Raw genomic sequence first — 18,726 nt, 5'->3', positions numbered from 1 at the left:
CGTTCTTCTCGCCGACGCGGTGGGGTCAGCCGACGGCGTCGGCGCCGATCACGGCCTGTGCGTAGACCAGACCGAGGCCGTAGGCACCGCCGTGCTGCTTGACGACCTCGGTCACCGGCACGTACGTCTCGGTGCGGGCCCAGTCACGCTGCAACTCCAGCAGGACCTGCAACCAGGTGACCGGGACGGCCCCGGCCTGGATCATGCGCTGCACGGCGTGTTCGTGCGCCTGCGGGCTGACACCGCCGGACGCGTCGGTGACCACGTAGACCTCGTAGCCCTGGGTGAGGGCGGAGAGCGCGGGCAGCACGACGCAGACCTCGGTCCACAGACCGGCTATGACGATCTTCTTCCGACCGGTCGCCTTGACGGCCTCGACGAACGCGGCATCCTCCCAGGCGTTCATCGAGGTGCGGTCGACGATCTCCTGGTCGGGGAAGACGTCCGCCAGCTGCGGCAGGATCGGACCGGAGAAGGACTCGGCGGCCACGGTGCTCAGGACGACCGGCACATCGAACGTCTTCGCGGCCTTGGCCAGGCCCACGGTGGAGTTGATGATCGCGGTGCGGTCACCGCTGCCGGTGCCGAAGAACATCTGCGGCTGGTGGTCCACGAACAGGACCGCACAGTTGTCAGGCGTCAGCAGGTCGGGACTGGGGGCCGCGGTGACCTTGGCGATGTCGGTCATGTGAGGGTGCCTTTCCATCAGTAGCGGCGCGGACGGATGCCCGCGCCGGGCGAGGAACCGTCCGGTGGACGGTTCGTCGAGTGGTGCCCCGGAACGGGTGGCTCGTGGCGCGGCCTTCCGGGAGCACTGACTAGAGGTCGAAGCAGGGATCGAAGGGCGTGCCGGCGACGTCCGGGAACAGGCCGCGCCGTACGCGCCACTCCCGATGCTGCTCCGACTCGGCCACGGCCTCGCCGAGCGACTCCGCCTGGCGCACGCCCGCGGGGTGGGGCTCGGACGCCTGGTAGCCGCCGAAGTGCGCCACCGGGCTCCATCCGGGGCTCACGGGCGGCAGTTCCTCGTCGAGGCCCTCGTACTCGCCCGCGGCGTACACGATCCGGCCGCCGGTGACCGTGAGCAGCGACTCGATGTGCGCGATCTCCGGCTCGGGAACGGTGAAGTAGTCGGCGGACAGCACCGCGAGGTCCGCGTAACACCCCGGACGCAGAACGCCCTTGACGCCCGCCTCGCCGGTCAGCTCGGCGCCCGCCCGGGTGAACATCCGGAGCGCCGTGTGCCGTTCGACCCGATTGCTCCGGGGGCGCAGCAGGAGGTCTCCGACGCTGCGACCGCTCACGAGCCAGTGCAGGGCCACCCAGGGGTTGTAGGTGGACACCCGGGTGGCGTCCGTGCCGGCGGCCACGGTCAGTCCGCGCTCCAACATCGCCCGGATCGGCGGGGCGTCGGCGGCCCGGCCCGGGCCGTAGCGGCGCAGGAACGCCTCGCCCTGGAACGACAGCCGGTTCTGGACGGACACGGCACCGCCGAGCGCGGCGACGCGGTCGAGGCTCTCCGGGGAGACGGTCTCGGCGTGGTCGAACAGCCACCGGTTCCCGGCCGGGAAAAGCCCCTCGGCTGCCAGCTTCTCGAAGACCGCGAGATCCCGGCGGATGGTCTCGTCGTAGGTGGCGTGCAGTCGGAACCCCCAGCCGTTCTCCATGAGGAGACGAACCGCCTTCTCGAATTCCGTCTCGTATGCGCCGAGTTCGGGACGCGGCTGGTTGAAGTTCTCGAAGTCCGCCGCGGCCCAGGTGAGGTTCTCGCCCGCGCCGTTGAGCCGCAGCCAGGCGTCCCCGTCCTCGGGACGGGCCATGTCGATCCAGCGGGCGAGATCGGCCACCTCCTGACCCGCGGTCTGCGGGAAGAGGTGATAGGCGATGCGAAGTGACAACTGGCCGGCTCTCGCCAGTTCGATGACGGTGCTGTAGTTGTCCGGGAAGTTCTGAAAGCCGCCGGCCGCGTCGATCGCCGAGGTCAGACCGAACCTGTTCAGTTCGCGCAGGAAGTGACGGGTGGAGACTTTCTGGTCCTGGCCCTCCAGCACCGGTGCCTTGGCCAGGGTCGAGTAGAGGACGAGGGCGCTGGGCGCCGCGAGCAGCAGGCCCGTGGGCTCCCCGTCCCGGCCGCGGACGATCTGTCCGCCTGGCGGATCGGGCGTTTCCTTGCCGAATCCGGCCGCCTTCACCGCAGCCCGGTTGAGGACGGCGGACTGGTACAGGTGCAGGACGAACACCGGGGTGTCGGGAGCGGCGGCGTTCAGCTCCGCGACGGTCGGCAGTCGTCGCTCGGCGAACTGCTCGGCCGACCAGCCTCCCACCACGCGCACCCACTGGCCCTTGGGGGTGCGTGCGGCCTGTTCCCGCAGCATGGCCAGGCCCCGGCGCAGCGTGCGAACACCGTCCCAGCGCAGTTCCAGCACGTAGTTGAGCCCGCCCCGAATGACGTGCAGATGGGCGTCGTTGAGCCCCGGGATCATCCGTCGGCCGAGTGCGTCCACCACCTTCGTGGCGGCTCCGATGTGCGGGGCGACGTCCTTGTCGTCACCGACGACCGTGATGACACCGTGCTTGACGGCGAGCGCCTCGGCCTGCGGGCGGTCCGGGTCCCCCGTGTGGATTCTCGCGTTGCGGACGACGAGTTCTGCGGCTTCGTCGGTGGCCTGGGGAACCAGTCCGCCGACCGGCATTGGAGACACGTGTGCAGGACCCCTTCCGGGACGGGCGACTTCGAGGTCCGCCGCGTGTGGACGCGGCGGACGGTAACGAGGTGACGGTTTGACCGTTCGCGGTCGAACGAGTGGGCGGGCCACGACCGCCGCGCCGTCACGCTAGGCGCCGTGCACGCCGTCGGGTGTCCTGTCAGCGCACTGGAACCCTGCTGACAGTGCACGGGACGCGCGGCGGGAGGTGCGGTCCGGGACCGCTGCGTCGACCGTTCGGGCAGCCGGGACCGTGTCATGCGCGTGCGTCATCTCGGCGGAGGTCGCTCTGTGAGGGTCGGTCGCTGACGGTGGACGAGGGTCCTGCAACCGGGAGCCGTCTCACGTGCGTCGCTGCGTCGCCCGGTGCACGCTGGTGGTGGAGAGGACTTCTGGCGTGGCCAACCTGCGTGCGCGACGGCAGAGCCTCCCCTCGCAGGGGCGTCCCTCGCTGATCGGCAGGCGGCAGCGGGAAGGAAGCGCGATGGAGATCGCAGGATCGACTGCCCTGGTCACGGGGGCCAATCGTGGCATCGGCTACGCGTTCGCCCGCGCGCTCATCGCGCGCGGATCGGTGAAGGTCTATGCCGGTGTCCGCGATCCGGCGAGCGTGGGCGACAGGGATCTGAGTCCGCTGCGTTTGGACGTCACCGTGAGGGAAGAGGTCGCCGCGGCGGCCGCGGCCGCCGATGACGTCACCATCGTGATCAACAACGCGGGCGTCGGAGGTTTCGACACCCAGTTGTGGACTGGCTCCTTCGACGGCGCGCGCGAGGCGATGGAGGTCAACTACTTCGGTACCTGGGCCGTGTCCCGTGCCTTCGCGCCCGTCCTGGCCCGTAATGGCGGCGGCGCACTGATCAACATGCTGTCGGCCGCCTCCTGGGCGTCCCGGGCGGACTATCCCGGGTATGCGGCCTCCAAGGCAGCCCAGTGGTCCTTGACGGGCGCACTGCGGGAAGGGCTGCGCGAGCAGGGAACTCTCGTGATCGGTGTCCACGCCGGGTTCGTGGAAACGGATCTCAGTTCCTTCACGGGCGCGCCGAAGATCGGTGCGGATGATGTTGCGGAGCAGACCATGGAGGCACTGGCGAACGACCGGGTCGAAGTCCTTGCCGACGAGCGGACTCGGCAGGTCAGACATGCTCTGTCGCAACCCCTCGAACAGTGAGGAGATGCCGCCTCTGCCCCACGGGGCTGCCTGCGGCGGATCACCGCCTGGCGCCCGCGGCAGCCTGGCGAGGTGCTGGATCGGCCCTCAGGACAACCTCGGCACGACCGCACCGCAGGAGGATTCGTGACTGTTGAACCGCCTGCGGGGTACGGCTCCCCCGGCCGGGCCCTGCACGGGCAGACCCTCGTCGCCATCGGCGGGAGCGCAGGTATCGGGCTGGCGACCGCACGGCTCGCCCGTAACCAGGGCGCCTCAGTCGTCCTGACCGGACGGGACCCGGCACGGCTGCGCGCCGCGGCCCAAGAGGCCGATGCGCTCAGCACCGCGGCCTTCGATGCCCATGACGCGGCGCAGCTGGAGCGGTTCTTCCAGCAACTGCCGGGGCCGATCGATCACGTGCTGGTCACCGCGGGTGGCCCGTCCTACGGGCGCCTGCTGGACATCGACGCCGAACAGGCACGCCGGGCGATCAGCGACCACATGGTGTTCGCGCTCGAGGTGGCGCGCCACTGCGCCGGCACGGTACGGCCGGGCGGCACGCTGCTGCTGATGGGCGGCACCGGGGCCCGCCGGATCCGGGCGGCTCTCGGTGTCGCCCCCGCGGTCACCGCCGCGTTGCCCGCGTTCACGGCCAGTCTGGCACTTGAGCTCGCGCCGGTCCGGGTGAACCTGATCGCCGCCGGCTTCGTGGACACACCGTTGTCGGCCCGGCTGCTCGGTGACGCACTCGACGCCCGCCGCGAGGAACTGCGCGCCACACTGCCGATCGGCCGCGTGGTCGTACCCGAGGACGTGGCGGCGCTCGCCGTGCACATCATGACCAACACCGCACTCACGGGAGCGACCTATGACGTCGACGGAGGCCAGCAGCTCGTCGGCTGAGCGCCGGTGGCGGTCAGCCGCCGGGCATCGCGGCGGCCCGCGATGGTGTGCTCCGGGCTTGGTCGCGGTACGGGGCGAGGGACGTGGTCAGCGCCGCCAGTGCTTCCTGGGGACCGTTGACGAACACGGGCGTCGGCCGCACGTCCGTCGTTTCCGCAGCGAGAGCAAGGACTACGCGGAGAGAGCACGAACTACGCGGAGAGAACGGAGATCGACCGCCTCCGACGGTACGCCGGTGAACACCCCTTCAGATAGCCGCCTTCATGCGCGAAAGAGAGGTCGTGCCATGGACGGAATCGCCGACATGGGGGGCACCCAGGGTTGGGGCCCCGTACATCCACCTCAGCGTGATGAACCCGTCTTCGCGGAGGACTGGCAGCGCAAGGCGTTCGCGCTGGCGATCCTCTCCAGCCGCGCCGCAAGCGGCGGCATCAACACGGACGCCTTTCGGCACGCACTGGAGCGCCTGGACCGAGCGCATTACCTCGACGACGGCTATTTCGGGCGCTGGCTCAACGCCGGCGAGCTGATGCTCACCGAGCGCGCCATCCTGGCGCCGGGCGCGGTCGAGGCACGGGCCCGCAACCTGAGCGGCGTACACGTCCCGGAGCCGCCCGTCACCGAGCCTGTGCTGCCGCACTACGCGCCCACGGCCGAGGGCTCGCTGCGTTCGCTGGACGCCGCCCCCGCTTTCGGTGTCGGCCAGCGCGTCCGCGCCAGGAACAGGTCCGTGCCCGGACACACCCGGCTGCCCGGCTATGTCCGGGGGCACGCCGGAGTGGTGGAGATCATCCAGCCCGCCCACGTCCTACCGGACACCAACGCTCACTTCATGGGCGAAAACCCGCAATACGTGTACTCGGTGCTGTTCGACTCGCACGAGCTGTGGGGCCCGGACGCCGAACCCTTCACCGTCACCGTGGACGTCTACGAGAGCTATCTGGAGACCACCGCATGACCACCACCGGCGGCTCCGACGAGAGCCCTTCCGTGGCGCTGCGCACCGAGGCGCTCGAACAACTCCTCACCGAGCGCGGCCTGATCGACCCGAAGGCCATGGACGCGATCATCACCCGCTATGAGACGAGCGTGGGCCCACTGAACGGTGCCAAGGTCGTCGCCAGGGCGTGGACGGATCCCGACTACCGGCGGCGTCTGCTCGAAGACGGCACCGCCGCCATCAAGGAACTGGGCTTCTCGGGACAACAGGGCGAGCACATCGTGGTGGTCGAGAACACTCCGACCGCCCACAACGTCGTCGTGTGCACGCTGTGCTCGTGCTACCCCTGGCCGGTCCTCGGCCTGCCGCCAAGCTGGTACAAGGACCCCGCCTACCGCGCGCGCGTGGTCAGGGAACCGCGCACGGTGCTGGCCGAAATGGGACTCGCACTCGACGACGACGTGCAGATCACCGTCCGGGACTCCACCAGCGAGGTGCGCTGGCTCGTACTGCCCGAACGTCCACCCGGCACCGAGCACCTCACGGAAGACGAACTCGTGCCACTCGTCACCAGGGATGCGATGGTCGGCGTGGCCAAGGTGGCGGCACCGTGAGCACGCCGCTGGACAGCGAGGGCCCGGCAGCACCTCCCCGCTCCAACGGTGAACTGGTGTTCGCCGAGCCGTGGGAAAGCCGCGCCTTCGGCATGGCCGTCACCCTGTACGAGGCGGGCGTCTTCGGCTGGCCGGAATTCCAGACCGCGCTGATCGCCCGGATCACCGCCTGGACAGCCGCGCGGGAGCACGACGAGCCGTACCCCTACTACCGACTATGGCTGGGCGCCCTGGAGGACGTACTCGCCGACCTCAGCGCCGTGTCCGAGGACGAAGTCATCGCACGCGCCCAGGCCATGGCTCAACGCTCCCCGGGGCACGACCACCGCGACCACGCGCGTTGACTCCGAGACGCCCCCAGGCCGATTCGGTGCCCCGCAACCGCTCTTCGCGGTAAGCCAAGGGGCGAGGTCGAGTGGCACGGGCGGCGACGGCGGGCCACGATTGACGCCAACGGGAAGTCGGCGTCGGGCGTCACCCGGAGGCCAGGTGCAGAGCAGGATGAGGTACCGGCACAGTGATCGACACGGACGAACCAGCCACGCGAAGAGCCGAGTTCGCCGACGGCGGATCATTCGCCGACCTCAAGCTCATGCCCAGCGGCAATCTGACGGTCATCGGATGCGTCGCCCCTCGTGCCGACCCGTCCGACGTGCTCAGGCTCAAGCTCGGCGAGGCATCGGTGATCCGCAACGTCGGAGGGCGGGTCACACCCGCGGCACTCCGGACGCTGGGGATGCTCTCGAAGGTCGTACAGGCCCGCACCGGCGGCCCCGGCCCGGCCGCCAACCACTGTCGTCGTCCCGCCCTCGCGAGTGGACGCATGACACCGCGCGGCGGCTGCGGCCGGCGCGACCACCGTGGCCTGCTGCTTGTACCGGGATCCACCGGTCGGATCGACGGGGAGGCGCTTGCCGGCATGTGCGACGCTCACGGGCGCTCGACCGCCGAGGCGGCGTGGTCGGCGCCTCGCGTCGCTCGGCTTCGGCGGAGCGGCCCAGGCACTGCTCGCGCAGCCTCGGCCGTGCGGGAGCCGCTAGGAGGCCGCCGGTACCGCCCGCTGGTTCGGCCCTTCGTAGGTTGCGAGCGGTCTGATCAGGGAGTTGTGGGCGAGTTGCTCCGTGATGTGTGCGGTCCAGCCGGTGATGCGGCTCATCACGAAGATCGGGGTGAAGGCGGGGATGTCGAAGCCCATCAGGTGGTAGGCCAGGCCCGCCGGGTAGTCGAGGTTGGGGTGGATGCCTTTGCGGGTGAGCATGGCGTGCCGCAGGGCGGCGTGCAGTGTGGCCTGGCGGGTGACCTCCGGGTCGGCGGCGCGGGCGACCAGGCGGTCCAGGGCGTTCTGCATGATCGGTACTCGGGAGTCGCCGTGCTTGTACACCCGGTGGCCGAAGCCCATGATCTTCCGGTTGGCGGCGAGTGCCCCGTCCAGCCATTCCTCGGCCCGCTGGGGGTCGCCGATCTCCTCCAGCATGTGCATCACGGCCTCGTTGGCCCCGCCGTGCAGCGGTCCTTTGAGCGCGCCGATCGCGGCGGTGACCGCGCTGTAGAGGTCGGAGAGCGTGGAGGTCACGACCCTGGCGGTGAACGTCGAGGCGTTGAAGCTGTGTTCGGCGTACAGCACGAGGGAGATCTCGAAGCAGCGGACCACCTCCGGGTCGGGCACGCGGCCGAAGCACATGTGGAAGAAGTTCTGCGCGTACCCGAGGTCGGCGTCCGGAGCGATCGGGGCGAGGCCGCGGCGACGGCGCTGGTCGGCGGCGACCACGGTGGGCAGTTTCGCGAACAGGGTCAGTGACTTGGCGCGGTTCGCGGCGGGGCTGCCGTCGTCCTCGGTGGGGTCCTCGGCGCCGAAGAAGCTGACGGCGGTGCGCAGGACGTCCATCGGGTGGCAGGTCTCGGGCAGCCGGGCGAGGAGTTCCAGGGTGGTGCGGTCCAGGGGGCGCAGGGCGCGTTCGCGGGCCTGGAAGTCCCGGAGCTGGGCCGTGTCCGGGAGTTCGCCGTACCAGAGCAGGTAGGCGACTTCTTCGAAGGAGCGGTGGGCGGCGAGGTCCTGGACGGGATAGCCGCGGTAGGTGAGGGAGTTGGTCTCCTGGATGACGGTGGAGATCTCGGTGGTGTCGACGACGACACCGGCGAGACCGCGGTGGATCTCGGGGGCGGTGGCGGGCATGGGTGCCTCCGGTGTGTCAGGTCCCGGGCGGGAGGGTGAAGTCGAAGACGGCCGAGTCGAAGGCCGTGTAGTCGGCGTAGCCGAGGAGTTCGTACAGGCGGGAGCGGGTCTGCATGCGGGGCAACAGGGATGCCTGGGTGCCTTCGGCGGCGAGGGTGCGCAGGCCGTCCTCCGCGGCGCCCATGGCCAGGCGCAGCAGCGTGACCGGGTACAGGGCGATGTTGTAGCCGAGGTTCTCCAGCGTGCGGGTGTCCAGCAGAGGGGTCTTGCCGAACTCGGTCAGGTTGGCCAGCAGGGGGACGTCGATGGCCGTGCGGAACGCCTCGTACTCGGACTCGTCGGCCAGGGCCTCGGGGAAGATCGCGTCGGCGCCGGCGTCGACGTACGCCTTGGCCCGATCGATCGCCGCGTCGAGCCCCTCGACCGACCGGGCGTCCGTACGGGCCATGAGCACGAAGTCCGGGTCGCGGCGGGCGTCGACGGCGGCCCGGATCCGGCGGGCCATCTCCTCGCGCGCCACGACGGTCTTGCCGTCGAGATGGCCGCAGCGCTTGGGGTTGACCTGGTCCTCCAGGTGCAGGCCGGCCAGGCCGGCGTCCTCCATCAGCTGCACGGTGCGGGCGGCGTTGAGCGGTTCGCCGAAGCCGGTGTCCGCGTCGATCAGGACGGGCAGGTCGGTGACGCGGGTGGTCTGCTGGGCGCGGGCGGCGATCTCGGTGGCGGTGGTCAGGCCGATGTCCGGCAGGCCGAGGTCGGCGGCGAGGACGGCACCGGAGAGGTAGGCGGCCTCGAAGCCGTGTTCCTGGATCAGCCGGGCGGAGAGCGGGTTGAGCGCGCCGGGCATGCGCAGCAGGCGACCGGAGGCGAGCTGCCGGCGGAAGGCGCGGCGGCGTTCGGCGGGCGTGGTCCGGGTGCGGAGCAGCATCAGAACAGGCCCTTCGGCAGGGTCGCGTCGTGGTCGCTCACGGTCTGCGTGTCGACAGTCGGGAACAACCCGTCGAGGTCGGCCGCGGTGAGTTCGGCGAGGTGTGCGGCCGCGGCGAGGAAGCGGTCCTGGTCGCCCGGGGCCACGGCGCCCTCGGTGAGGGTGCGGAACTTGGCCGCGTAGGCGGGGCGGTCGAAGGGCCGGGCACCGGCCGGGTGCGCGTCGGCGACCGCGAGCTCGTCCTCGATCACCGAACCGTCGTCGAGGGTGATGACCGCGCGGCCGCCGAAGGCGCGGCGGTCCGGGTCGGGGTCGTGGTAGCGGCGGGTCCACTCCGGGTCCTCGACCGTGGTGGTCTTCCGCCACAGCGCGACGGTCTCCGGCCGGGCGGCCCGCTCGGGGGCGTAGGAGCGCTCGTGGTGCCAGGCACCGTCCTCCAGCGCGACGGCGAGGATGTAGGGCACCGAGTGGTCGAGGGTCTCGCGACTGGCGGTGGGGTCGTACTTCTGCGGATCGTTCGCACCGGAACCGATGACGTGGTGGGTGTGGTGGCTGGTGTGCAGGACGACGGAGCGGACGTGCTCCAACGGGCCGGTCCGCGCCCGCAGTCGGCGCGCCAGGTCGATGACCGCCTGGGCCTGGTACTCGGCGGAGTGTTCCTTGGTGTAGGTGTCGAGGATCGCGCGGCGCGGCTCGCCGGGTCCGGGGAGCGTGACGGTGTAGTCGGCGTCGGGGCCGTCCAGCATCCAGGCGAGGAAGCCGTCCTCGCCCTCGTAGATCGGCGACGGGGACGTCTCGCCGCGCATCGCCCGGTCGACGGCCTCGACGGCGGCCTTGCCGGCGAAGGCCGGCGCGTACGCCTTCCAGCTGGAGATCTCGCCCTTGCGGGACTGCCGGGTGGCGGTCGTGGTGTGCACCGCCTGCTGGATGGCCTGGTACACCGTCTCGGTCGGCAGCCGCAGCAGCGCGCCCAGGCCGCCGGCGGTGGCCGCGCTCAGGTGGGCCACGTGGTCGATGCGGTGCGCGTGCAGGCAGATGCCCTTGACCAGGGCGACGTGGATCTCGTAGGCGGCGACGACGGCGCGCAGCAGGTCGGCGCCGGTGCGGCCGGTGTGCTGGGCGACGGCGAGCAGGGGCGGGATGTTGTCGCCGGGGTGGGAGTAGTCGGCGGCCAGGTAGGTGTCGTGGAAGTCGAGCTCGCGGACGGCGGTGCCGTTCGCCCAGGCGGCCCACTCCGGGGAGACCCTGGCGTGGGTGCCGAAGACGGAGGCGCCCGGGGCGGTCGCGCGGTGCGCGGTGGCCTGGGCGCGGGCGACGGCGACCGGGCGGCGCAGCAGGGACGCGACGGCCACCGAGGCGTTGTCGATCACCCGGTTGACGGCCATCGCGGCGCTGTCGGTGTCCAGCTCGTCGGTGGCGGTGGCGACGGCCGCGAGCTTCCAGGCGAGCTGGTCCTCGCGCGGGAGCCGGTCGGCACTGGGGTGGACACGGACGTGGTACTCGATCACGGGACTCCTCGCGGATACCGGGCGGGCAGGGCTGACACGATCGAGCCTGCCCGGCGGCCACGCGCGGGACCACCGCTCCAATCTGTGGAATCCGTACAGTGCGGAGCTGCGAATCCGCGAAAGGTGCGAATTCTGCGGATGCTAGGTTCGCACGTATCGCTGCTCCGGCACCGACGCCCGGCGGCTCGCGAACAGGAGGTGCGCCATGAGCCGACGATCGGCCGAGCGGAAGGTCTACGCGCACGCGAAGCTGCGCCGGCTGCGGCGCGAGCACGGGATGAACCAGGTCGAGATGGCCCGTGCGCTCGGCATCTCCACCAGCTACGCCAACCAGATCGAACAGAGCCAGCGCCCCCTCACGGCACCCGTGCTGCTGCGGATCGCGGAGGTCTTCGGTGTCGACGCGGAGTTCTTCTCCGACGCCGACGAGGACCGACTCACGGCGGACCTGCGCACCGCGCTCGCCGACGAGGCGTGCGGGGTGGAGCTGCCCCTCCCCGAGGAGATCGCCGAGGCCGCCCGCGACCACCCCGAGGTGGCCCGCGCCCTGGTCGCCCTGCACCACCGCTACCGCGACACGGCCGAACAGGCAGCCGCCCTCGCCTCGCCGGGCCCGGGTGGCAGTGCGCTGTTGCCGACCGGCGAACCGCACGACGAGGTACGGGACTTCTTCTACACCCACCACAACCACTTCGATCCGCTGGACACCGAGGCCGAACGGGTAGCGGGATTCCTTGAGTTGAGGCCGGGACGGGCCGCCGACGCACTCGACGCACGGCTGGCCGAGCGGCACGGCGTGAAGGTGGTCCAGGCGGCGCCGGGCCGCTCCGGAGACGCCCGGCGCTTCGATGCGACCGCCGGACTGCTGTTCCTGTCCCCCTGGCTCAGCGACGGCCAACGCGCCTTCCAACTCGCCACCCAGCTGGCCCTACTGGAGCACGCGCCGCTGCTGGACGAACTCGCCGAGGGCGCCAAGGAATTGACCACGCCGGAGTCCGTTGCCCTGGCCCGCATCGGCCTGGCGAACTACTTCGCGGGCGCCCTGCTCATGCCGTACACCGTCTTCCAGGCCACGGCCGACGAGGTGCGTTACGACGTCGAGCTGTTGTCCGCGCGCTTCGGCGTCGGATTCGAGACCGTCTGCCACCGGCTGAGCACCCTGCAACGCACCGGCCGCCGGGGCGTGCCGTTCTCCTTCCTCCGCGTCGACCGGGCCGGCAACATCTCCAAGCGCCAGTCCGCGACCGACTTCCACTTCTCCCGCCTCGGCGGCACCTGCCCGCTGTGGACGGTGTACGCAGCGTTCTCGGCACCGGGACGGATACTGACCCAGGTCGCCGAAATGCCGGACGGCAAAAGGTACTTCTGGATCGCCCGGACCGTCACCCGCGGCGGCCTCGGCCACCACGCCCCGCGCGCCGAGTACGCGGTCGCCCTCGGCTGCGAACTGCGCCACGCGCACCGGCTCGTCTACGCCGAGGGCATCGCCCTCGCCGATCCACGGGCCGCCACCCCGATCGGCCTGGGCTGCCGGATCTGCGAACGCCGGGACTGCGCCCAGCGGGCCCGCCCGCCGGCCGGCGGGCGCCTCGCCATCGACCCCGACCGGCGCACCTACGTGCCCTATCCGGTCGAAACCCGCACACCCTGACAGCGGCCGACAGGGCTCACAGGTGCAGGGGGAGATCCGGCGCCTCCACCGGCAGGCTGCCGCAGGCGTCAGGACCACTACCGCGGTCACCCGGCGGTCTCGTCGCTCTCGACCGGGTAGGGCACGAAGGTGCTGGCGTTCTGGTCGATGAGCAGCGGACGCCCCAGTGGCGGCACAGCTCGTTGGGAGCAGTCGAGGCGTTCGCAGGCGCGGCAGCCCATGCCGATGGGGGTGGCCGCGGAGGTGTTGTCGAGGTCGAGGCCCTCGGAGTAGACGAGCCGATGGGCGTGGCGGAGCTCGCAGCCGAGGCCGATGGCGTAGGTCTTGCCGGGCTCGCCCCAGCCGCCGCGGTGCCGGGTGACGGCCCGCGCGGTCCACAAGTAGCGCTGCCCGTCGGGCATTTCGGCGATCTGGACGTGGATGCGGCCGGGGGTGGCAAACGCCTCGTACACGTTCCACAGCGGACAGGTGCCACCGGCCCGGGAGAAGTGGAAGCCGGTCGCCGACTGGCGTTTGGACAGGTTGCCGGCCCGGTCGACACGGACGAAGGAGAACGGTACGCCGCGCAGTCGGGGGCGTTGGAGGGTGCTCAGTCGATGGCAGACGGTCTCGTAGCCGAGACCGAAGCGGTCGGTGAGACGCTCGATGTCGTAGCGCACTTCCTCGGCCGCAGCATGAAACGCGGAATAGGGCAGGACGAGGGCGGCGGCGTAGTAGTTGGCGATCCCGATACGAGCCAGTGCCCGGGTGGCCGATCCGGGTGGGAAGTCCTCGGTGGCCAGTCGGTCGAGATCCTCGCCGTGCTCCAGCAGTGCGAGCTGGGTCGCCATGCGGAACGCGCGCTGACCGGGCCGCAGTCGAGAGGACAGGTGAAGCGTGCGGCTCCTCTCGTCGTAGCGGTGCAGCCGCGCGCCGGGCTCGGCGGCCAGCTGCACACCGTGTGCCTCGGTGAGTCTTGCGGTGAGGGCACCGATCACCTCCCCCGGCCGGATGCCGATCTCACCGGCCAGGCGCTCGGCCGCGACGTCGATGTCGTGGAGGTAGTTCTGACGTCGGTAGAAGAAGTCGCGGATTTCCTCGTGGGGTGAGGAGGCGGTCCCCCGATCACGGTCCCGGCCGTCCGCCGCCCCGGCCAGGCGCTCGGACAACTGCTGGTTGCGGCGGCCGAGGTCGAGCAGGACCTTGGCGACGCCAGGCAGCCGGGTGGCCAGGTCACGGAGGTCCGCGGCGGAGATCCGGGCCTCGGTGATCTCCCCGGCGAGCGCTTCACGGAGGTCGGCCATCAAGCGTGTCGTGTCCCGCTCCGAGAAGAACCCCGGGTCGACGCCGAACGCCTCGGTCAGCCTGAGGAGAACGGGCACGGTGAGCGGCCGGGAATCGTGCTCCATCTGGTTCAGGTAGCTCGGGGAGATACCCAGCACACGCGCGAGATCCGCCTGGCTCATGCGGCGCTCCTCGCGCAGTCGCCGTAGTCGCGCGCCCGCGTACGTCTTGCTCACCGCGTGTCCTTTGCTGTCCGGGTCCTGGTCAGCGTACGGGACCGGCTCGACCCTGTGGCCTTTGCAAGGTTGGCAAAACGGCGAGCGAAGATTCGCAGAAGTTGGCAACCGTCCCTACTTGTTGGCACTCAGTGCCACTGCCAGAGTCTTCCTGCGGCCCGTTGGACCTGGACGGCCACCGCCTGTAACTGGGGCCCGATTCACGGCCCTGACGTCGGAGATCCCGGCCACGGCGGTGTCCAACACCGGCAACATTGCTCAGCTCCGCCATCCGGAAGGACAGCGGGCCGCACCCCAGCCCCAGGAATTACGACACGGCGTGCCACAACTGTGCCGCCCCGGCAGCAGTGTTGGCATCCCCCACGGACCGAGGAGACGGTGACAGTCATGGCAGAAGCGAGGACGCAGGCCATCGAGGAACTGGCCCGGCGCTGGGCCACCGACCCCCGGTGGCAGGGCATCGAGCGCACCTACGGCGCCGAGGACGTCGTCCGACTGGCCGGCAGCGTCCGCGAGGAGCACACGCTGGCCCGGCGCGGCGCCGAGCGGCTGTGGCGCCAACTCCACGAGCAGGACTACGTTCACGCCCTCGGCGCGCTCACCGGTGGTCAGGCGGTCCAGCAGGTCAAGGCCGGACTCCAGGCCATCTACCTCTCCGGCTGGCAGGTCGCCGCCGACGCCAACCAGGCCGGCCACACCTACCCCGACCAGAGTCTGTACCCGGCCAACTCCGTTCCGCAGGTGGTCCGTCGGATCAACAACGCGCTGCTGCGCGCCGACCAGATCGCCGCCGCCGAGAACGCCGGTGACACCACCGACTGGCTCGCCCCGATCGTCGCCGATGCGGAGGCCGGATTCGGCGGTCCGCTCAACGCCTTCGAGCTGACCAAGGCGATGATCGCGGCGGGCGCCGCCGGCATCCACTACGAGGACCAGCTCGCCTCGGAAAAGAAGTGCGGCCACCTCGGCGGGAAGGTGCTGGTGCCGACCTCCCAGCACATCCGCACCCTCAACGCGGCCCGGCTCGCGGCCGACATCGCCGACACCCCCACCCTCATCGTCGCGCGCACCGACGCCCTCGCGGCGAACCTGCTGACCAGCGACGTCGACGAGCGCGACGCTCGGTTCGTGACCGGCGAGCGCACGGCCGAGGGCTTCTACCGCGTGCAGAACGGCATGGCACCGGTCATCGCCCGCGGCCTGGCCTACGCCCCGTACGCCGACCTGATCTGGGTGGAGACCGGCACCCCGGACCTGGCACAGGCGCGGGAGTTCGCCGAGGCCATCCACGCCGAGCACCCCGACCAGATGCTCGCCTACAACTGCTCACCGTCCTTCAACTGGAAGGCCGCCCTGGACGACGACCAGATCGCCAAGTTCCAGCGCGAGTTGGGTGCGATGGGCTACAAGTTCCAGTTCATCACCCTGGCCGGCTTCCACTCCCTCAACCACGGCATGTTCGACCTCGCCCGCGGCTACGCCGAGCACGGGATGACCGCCTACGTCGACCTCCAGGAGAAGGAGTTCGCGGCTCAGGCGCAGGGCTTCACCGCGGTGAAGCACCAGCGTGAGGTCGGCACCGGCTACTTCGACCTGGTGTCCACCGCCGTCAACCCGACCTCCTCCACCACCGCCCTGGCCGGCTCCACGGAGGAAGAGCAGTTCCACTAGGCCGCCGGGCCGGACGCCCTCCCGCGTCCGGCCGGCCCTCGGCCGCGCGGAGGGCGGGCGACCGTCTCCGCCCCCTGCGCTCCTTTCCCCCAGGAGATCCCGATGTCCATCACCGCACTCACCCAGCAGGTTCGTGTCCTCGCTGCACTCGGCGAGCGGCACGACGAGATCCTCACCCCCGCCGCCCTGGCCTTCGTCGGCCGGCTGGCCGAGGTGTTCGAGCCGCGTCGGCGGGATCTGATGAAGGAACGCCGTCGGCAGGCGCTGCGGCTGGCATCGGGCTCTCCGCTCGACTTCCCCCTGGTCACCGCCGCCGTCCGCAACGATCCCTCCTGGCGGGTCGCGCCGCCCGCGCCCGGCCTGACCGACCGCCGTGTGGAGATCACCGGCCCACCGGACCTCCGGATGACCGTCAACGCCCTCAACTCCGGCGCGAAGGTGTGGATGGCGGACTTCGAGGACGCGACCGCACCCTCGTGGGACAACGTCATCGGCGGGCAGCTCAACCTGCTCGATGCCATCGAGCGCCGGATCGACTTCACCACCCCCGAGGGCAAGGAGTACCGGCTCGGCGAACGGCTCGCCACCCTCATGGTGCGCCCACGCGGCTGGCACCTGGACGAGGAGCACCTGGAATGCGCGGGCCGCCCGGTTCCCGCCGCGCTCGTCGACTTCGGCCTGTACTTCTTCCACTGCGCCCAGCGACAGCTCGACGCCGGTCACGGCCCGTACTTCTACCTTCCGAAACTGGAGAACCGCTACGAGGCCCGCCTCTGGAACGACGTCTTCGTCCTCGCCCAGGAGCTGCTCGGCATTCCCCGCGGCACCATCCGCGCCACCGTCCTCATCGAGACGATCACCGCCGCGTTCGAGATGGAGGAGATCCTCTACGAGCTGCGCGAGCACAGCGCCGGACTCAACGCCGGCCGCTGGGACTACCTTTTCAGCATGATCAAGACGTTCGGGCACCGCACGGACTTCCTCCTGCCCGACCGCGCCAAGGTCACGATGACCGCCCCGTTCCTGCGGGCCTACACCGAACTGCTCGTGCGCACCTGCCACCGGCGCGGGGCGCACGCCATCGGCGGCATGGCCGCGCAGGTGCCGAGCAAGGACCCGGCCGTGAACGAGGCCGCGCTCGCCAAGGTCCGCCTGGACAAGGAGCGGGAGACCGAGGACGGCTTCGACGGGTCCTGGGTGGCCCATCCCGCCCTCGTCCCCGTGTGCCGCGCGGTCTTCGACGGCGTCCTGGGCGACCGCCCCCACCAACTCGACCGCACCCGCGACGACGTCGACGTGACCTCGGCCGACCTGCTGTCGGTGCGGCGGATCAGCGGACCGCCGACCGCGGACGGGGTGCGCACCAACATCTCCGTCTCCTTGCGGTACTACGCGGCCTGGCTGCGCGGGCAGGGCGCGGTCGCGCTCGACGGGCTGATGGAGGACGCGGCCACCGCGGAGATCGCCCGCGTGCAGATCTGGCAGTGGCTCCGACACCGGGTCATCGACCGTCGGACCGTGGAAAGGGTCCTCGACGAGGAGACCGCCGCGCTCGGGGCCGAGTACCCGTGGGCGCCCGTCGACGACATTCGCGCGCTCTTCGAGCGGAACACGCTGACCGGCGAGCTACCGATGTTCTTCACCCCGGATGCCTACACCCGCCACCTCGTGCGGCGGACGGAGGTCCGGGCGTGAGCGCGGCCGTCGAACGCGTCGGCGTCGTCGGCGGCGGGCAGATGGGTGCCGGGATCGCCGAGGTGTGTGCGCGCGCCGGGCTGGACACCGTGGTCTGCGAGGCGAACGCGACCGCTGCGCGCACCGCCCGGGACCGGATCAGTGCCTCACTCGACCGGGCAGTGCGGCGCGGAAAGCTGCAACAGGCGGCGGCACGGGACGCGCTCGCCCGGATGGTGTTCACCAGCAGTCTGGACGATCTGGCCGACCGGCAGCTCGTCATCGAGGCGGTGGTCGAGAACCCGGACGCCAAAACCGAGGTGTTCGCCGCCCTCGACAAGATCGTCGAGGATCCGGCAGCCGTCCTGGCCACCAACACCTCCTCCCTCCCGATCATGCGGCTCGGCATGTCGACCCTCCGCGCGGACCGGGTTGTCGGCCTGCACTTCTTCAATCCGGTCCCCGTGATGCCGCTGGTCGAGGTGGTGTCCTCGCTGCACACCTCGGCCGAGACCACCGCCGCGGTCGAGGACTTCGCCACCCGCACGCTCGGCAGGACGGTCATCCGTTCCCAGGACCGCGCCGGCTTCGTCGTCAACGCCCTGCTGATCCCCTACCTCCTCTCCGCCATCCGCATGGCGGAATCCGGCTTCGCCACCGCCGCCGACATCGACACCGGCATGGAACTGGGCTGCGCCCACCCGATGGGACCGCTCGAACTCGCCGACCTGATCGGCCTGGACACCGTCGCCTCGATCGCGGAGTCCCTGTACGCCGAGTTCCGCGAACCCCTCTACGCCCCGCCGCCGCTGCTCCGGCGCATGGTGGAGGCAGGGCTTCTCGGCCGTAAGACAGGCCGGGGGTTCCACCCTTACGAGCAGGACTGATGACCTGATGGGACACGGGCTGAGGGGCCCGCACCGCCACCGGGGATGAGGGTCTTCGGTGAGCGGATCAGGGGAGGGGCGGGAAGCGCGCGTACCGGCGCTTCCCGCCCCTTCGGTGTTCCGCCCCCAGGTGTCCTGATTCACTTTGCGATTCCTGGACGGCCCTCGTCACGGCGTGGCGACAGCCCGTAGGGTGGCGGGAGCAGCTGGTTCACCCCGTCCGCCAGGCGGGGTGTCGCAAGAGGGAACCCGGTGGGAATCCGGGACTGCCCCGCAGCGGTGAGTGGGAACGACCGCCGTCATACGCACTGGGTCCGAGGTACCGGACCCGGGAAGCGACGGCCAGTAGGTGTCCTCCGAGAAGGAGGGCGTGCCCACGAGTCCGAAGACCTGCCAACTGCCCGCGCGCGGACCACTCCGTGC

Annotated in this window: 15 protein-coding genes and 1 riboswitch; of the genes, 9 read left to right on the top strand and 6 right to left on the bottom strand. The window is 70.8% G+C overall.

Features of this window, described 5'->3' with window-relative positions; all coding sequences use genetic code 11:
* Positions 1-25: 25 nt before the first annotated feature.
* Together ACJ6WD_RS17445 and ACJ6WD_RS17440 are read right to left on the bottom strand one after the other, a co-directional pair.
* Positions 26-688: a hydrolase gene (locus tag ACJ6WD_RS17445; RefSeq protein ID WP_233660030.1), complete on the bottom strand. Its 663-nt coding sequence runs from the start codon at positions 686-688 to the stop codon at positions 26-28.
* Between the two features lie 130 nt (positions 689-818).
* Positions 819-2,693: an amidohydrolase gene (locus ACJ6WD_RS17440; protein WP_407616159.1), complete on the bottom strand. Its 1,875-nt coding sequence runs from the start codon at positions 2,691-2,693 to the stop codon at positions 819-821.
* Between the two features lie 496 nt (positions 2,694-3,189).
* Here ACJ6WD_RS17440 and ACJ6WD_RS17435 point away from each other — a divergent pair, with 496 nt between their 5' ends.
* The 5 genes from ACJ6WD_RS17435 to ACJ6WD_RS17415 all read left to right on the top strand — a co-directional run bounded on the left by ACJ6WD_RS17435 (position 3,190) and on the right by ACJ6WD_RS17415 (position 6,659).
* Positions 3,190-3,876 (top strand): SDR family oxidoreductase, encoded by a 687-nt coding sequence (locus ACJ6WD_RS17435; protein WP_407616113.1) that lies wholly within the window; start codon positions 3,190-3,192, stop codon positions 3,874-3,876.
* A 126-nt stretch (positions 3,877-4,002) separates the two neighbouring features.
* Positions 4,003-4,761: an SDR family oxidoreductase gene (locus ACJ6WD_RS17430; protein WP_233660028.1), complete on the top strand. Its 759-nt coding sequence runs from the start codon at positions 4,003-4,005 to the stop codon at positions 4,759-4,761.
* 286 nt (positions 4,762-5,047) lie between these two features.
* Complete coding sequence (gene nthB, locus ACJ6WD_RS17425) at positions 5,048-5,719, top strand: nitrile hydratase subunit beta (RefSeq protein WP_407616112.1); 672 nt, start codon at positions 5,048-5,050, stop codon at positions 5,717-5,719.
* The gene (nthA, locus tag ACJ6WD_RS17420; protein WP_331246995.1) at positions 5,716-6,315 is read left to right on the top strand and encodes a nitrile hydratase subunit alpha; all 600 of its coding nucleotides are present in this window, start codon (positions 5,716-5,718) and stop codon (positions 6,313-6,315) included. Before nthB ends, nthA begins: the two co-directional genes overlap by 4 nt.
* A complete protein-coding gene (locus tag ACJ6WD_RS17415; RefSeq protein WP_331246994.1) occupies positions 6,312-6,659 on the top strand; it encodes a nitrile hydratase accessory protein in 348 nt (115 codons plus the stop codon). Before nthA ends, ACJ6WD_RS17415 begins: the two co-directional genes overlap by 4 nt.
* Before the next feature lie 692 nt (positions 6,660-7,351).
* Here the strand turns inward: ACJ6WD_RS17415 and ACJ6WD_RS17410 are convergent.
* Genes ACJ6WD_RS17410 through ACJ6WD_RS17400 form a run of 3 tightly spaced genes read right to left on the bottom strand, consistent with a single transcriptional unit; the run spans position 7,352 to position 10,921 of the window.
* The gene (locus ACJ6WD_RS17410; RefSeq protein ID WP_407616111.1) at positions 7,352-8,488 is read right to left on the bottom strand and encodes a bifunctional 2-methylcitrate synthase/citrate synthase; all 1,137 of its coding nucleotides are present in this window, start codon (positions 8,486-8,488) and stop codon (positions 7,352-7,354) included.
* Between the two features lie 16 nt (positions 8,489-8,504).
* Positions 8,505-9,410 carry a methylisocitrate lyase gene (prpB, locus tag ACJ6WD_RS17405; RefSeq protein ID WP_407616158.1) on the bottom strand — a complete coding sequence of 302 codons (906 nt, stop codon included), beginning with the start codon at positions 9,408-9,410 and terminating at the stop codon, positions 8,505-8,507.
* A gap of 2 nt (positions 9,411-9,412) precedes the next feature.
* The gene (locus tag ACJ6WD_RS17400) at positions 9,413-10,921 is read right to left on the bottom strand and encodes an MmgE/PrpD family protein (RefSeq protein WP_407616110.1); all 1,509 of its coding nucleotides are present in this window, start codon (positions 10,919-10,921) and stop codon (positions 9,413-9,415) included.
* Between the two features lie 205 nt (positions 10,922-11,126).
* Between ACJ6WD_RS17400 and ACJ6WD_RS17395 the strand changes: the two genes are divergently transcribed.
* Positions 11,127-12,572, top strand: coding sequence for a short-chain fatty acyl-CoA regulator family protein (locus tag ACJ6WD_RS17395; RefSeq protein WP_407616109.1), 1,446 nt, complete (start codon positions 11,127-11,129; stop codon positions 12,570-12,572).
* 86 nt (positions 12,573-12,658) lie between these two features.
* Here the strand turns inward: ACJ6WD_RS17395 and ACJ6WD_RS17390 are convergent, their stop codons facing one another.
* A complete protein-coding gene (locus ACJ6WD_RS17390; RefSeq protein WP_407616108.1) occupies positions 12,659-14,071 on the bottom strand; it encodes a short-chain fatty acyl-CoA regulator family protein in 1,413 nt (470 codons plus the stop codon).
* 387 nt (positions 14,072-14,458) lie between these two features.
* Between ACJ6WD_RS17390 and aceA the strand changes: the two genes are divergently transcribed.
* The 3 genes from aceA (at position 14,459) to ACJ6WD_RS17375 (ending at position 18,303) form a co-directional block, all read left to right on the top strand.
* Positions 14,459-15,742: an isocitrate lyase gene (gene aceA, locus ACJ6WD_RS17385; RefSeq protein WP_233659911.1), complete on the top strand. Its 1,284-nt coding sequence runs from the start codon at positions 14,459-14,461 to the stop codon at positions 15,740-15,742.
* A 102-nt stretch (positions 15,743-15,844) separates the two neighbouring features.
* Positions 15,845-17,437, top strand: a complete 1,593-nt coding sequence (aceB, locus tag ACJ6WD_RS17380) for a malate synthase A (RefSeq protein ID WP_376441141.1) — start codon at positions 15,845-15,847, stop codon at positions 17,435-17,437.
* Positions 17,434-18,303 (top strand): 3-hydroxybutyryl-CoA dehydrogenase, encoded by an 870-nt coding sequence (locus ACJ6WD_RS17375; protein WP_233659913.1) that lies wholly within the window; start codon positions 17,434-17,436, stop codon positions 18,301-18,303. Before aceB ends, ACJ6WD_RS17375 begins: the two co-directional genes overlap by 4 nt.
* A 205-nt stretch (positions 18,304-18,508) precedes the next feature.
* A riboswitch (cobalamin riboswitch) is annotated at positions 18,509-18,702 on the top strand.
* The last annotated feature ends 24 nt before the right edge of the window (positions 18,703-18,726 follow it).

This window comes from Streptomyces sp. VTCC 41912, assembly GCF_045799175.1.
GTDB classification, from domain to species: Bacteria; Actinomycetota; Actinomycetes; order Streptomycetales; family Streptomycetaceae; genus Streptomyces; species Streptomyces albulus_C.
The sequence above is the reverse complement of the archived record's forward strand: the minus strand, read 5'-3'. Positions and strand labels throughout refer to the sequence as shown.

What these genes read in the sequence shown, in the direction of transcription:
- ACJ6WD_RS17445 (WP_233660030.1), bottom strand. Translation starts at nt 688, where the DNA reads ATGACCGACATCGCCAAGGTCACCGCGGCCCCCAGTCCCGACCTGCTG.
- ACJ6WD_RS17440 (WP_407616159.1), bottom strand. Translation starts at nt 2,693, where the DNA reads ATGCCGGTCGGCGGACTGGTTCCCCAGGCCACCGACGAAGCCGCAGAA.
- ACJ6WD_RS17435 (WP_407616113.1), top strand. Translation starts at nt 3,190, where the DNA reads ATGGAGATCGCAGGATCGACTGCCCTGGTCACGGGGGCCAATCGTGGC.
- nthB (WP_407616112.1), top strand. Translation starts at nt 5,048, where the DNA reads ATGGACGGAATCGCCGACATGGGGGGCACCCAGGGTTGGGGCCCCGTA.
- nthA (WP_331246995.1), top strand. Translation starts at nt 5,716, where the DNA reads ATGACCACCACCGGCGGCTCCGACGAGAGCCCTTCCGTGGCGCTGCGC.
- ACJ6WD_RS17410 (WP_407616111.1), bottom strand. Translation starts at nt 8,488, where the DNA reads ATGCCCGCCACCGCCCCCGAGATCCACCGCGGTCTCGCCGGTGTCGTC.
- ACJ6WD_RS17395 (WP_407616109.1), top strand. Translation starts at nt 11,127, where the DNA reads ATGAGCCGACGATCGGCCGAGCGGAAGGTCTACGCGCACGCGAAGCTG.
- aceA (WP_233659911.1), top strand. Translation starts at nt 14,459, where the DNA reads ATGGCAGAAGCGAGGACGCAGGCCATCGAGGAACTGGCCCGGCGCTGG.
- aceB (WP_376441141.1), top strand. Translation starts at nt 15,845, where the DNA reads ATGTCCATCACCGCACTCACCCAGCAGGTTCGTGTCCTCGCTGCACTC.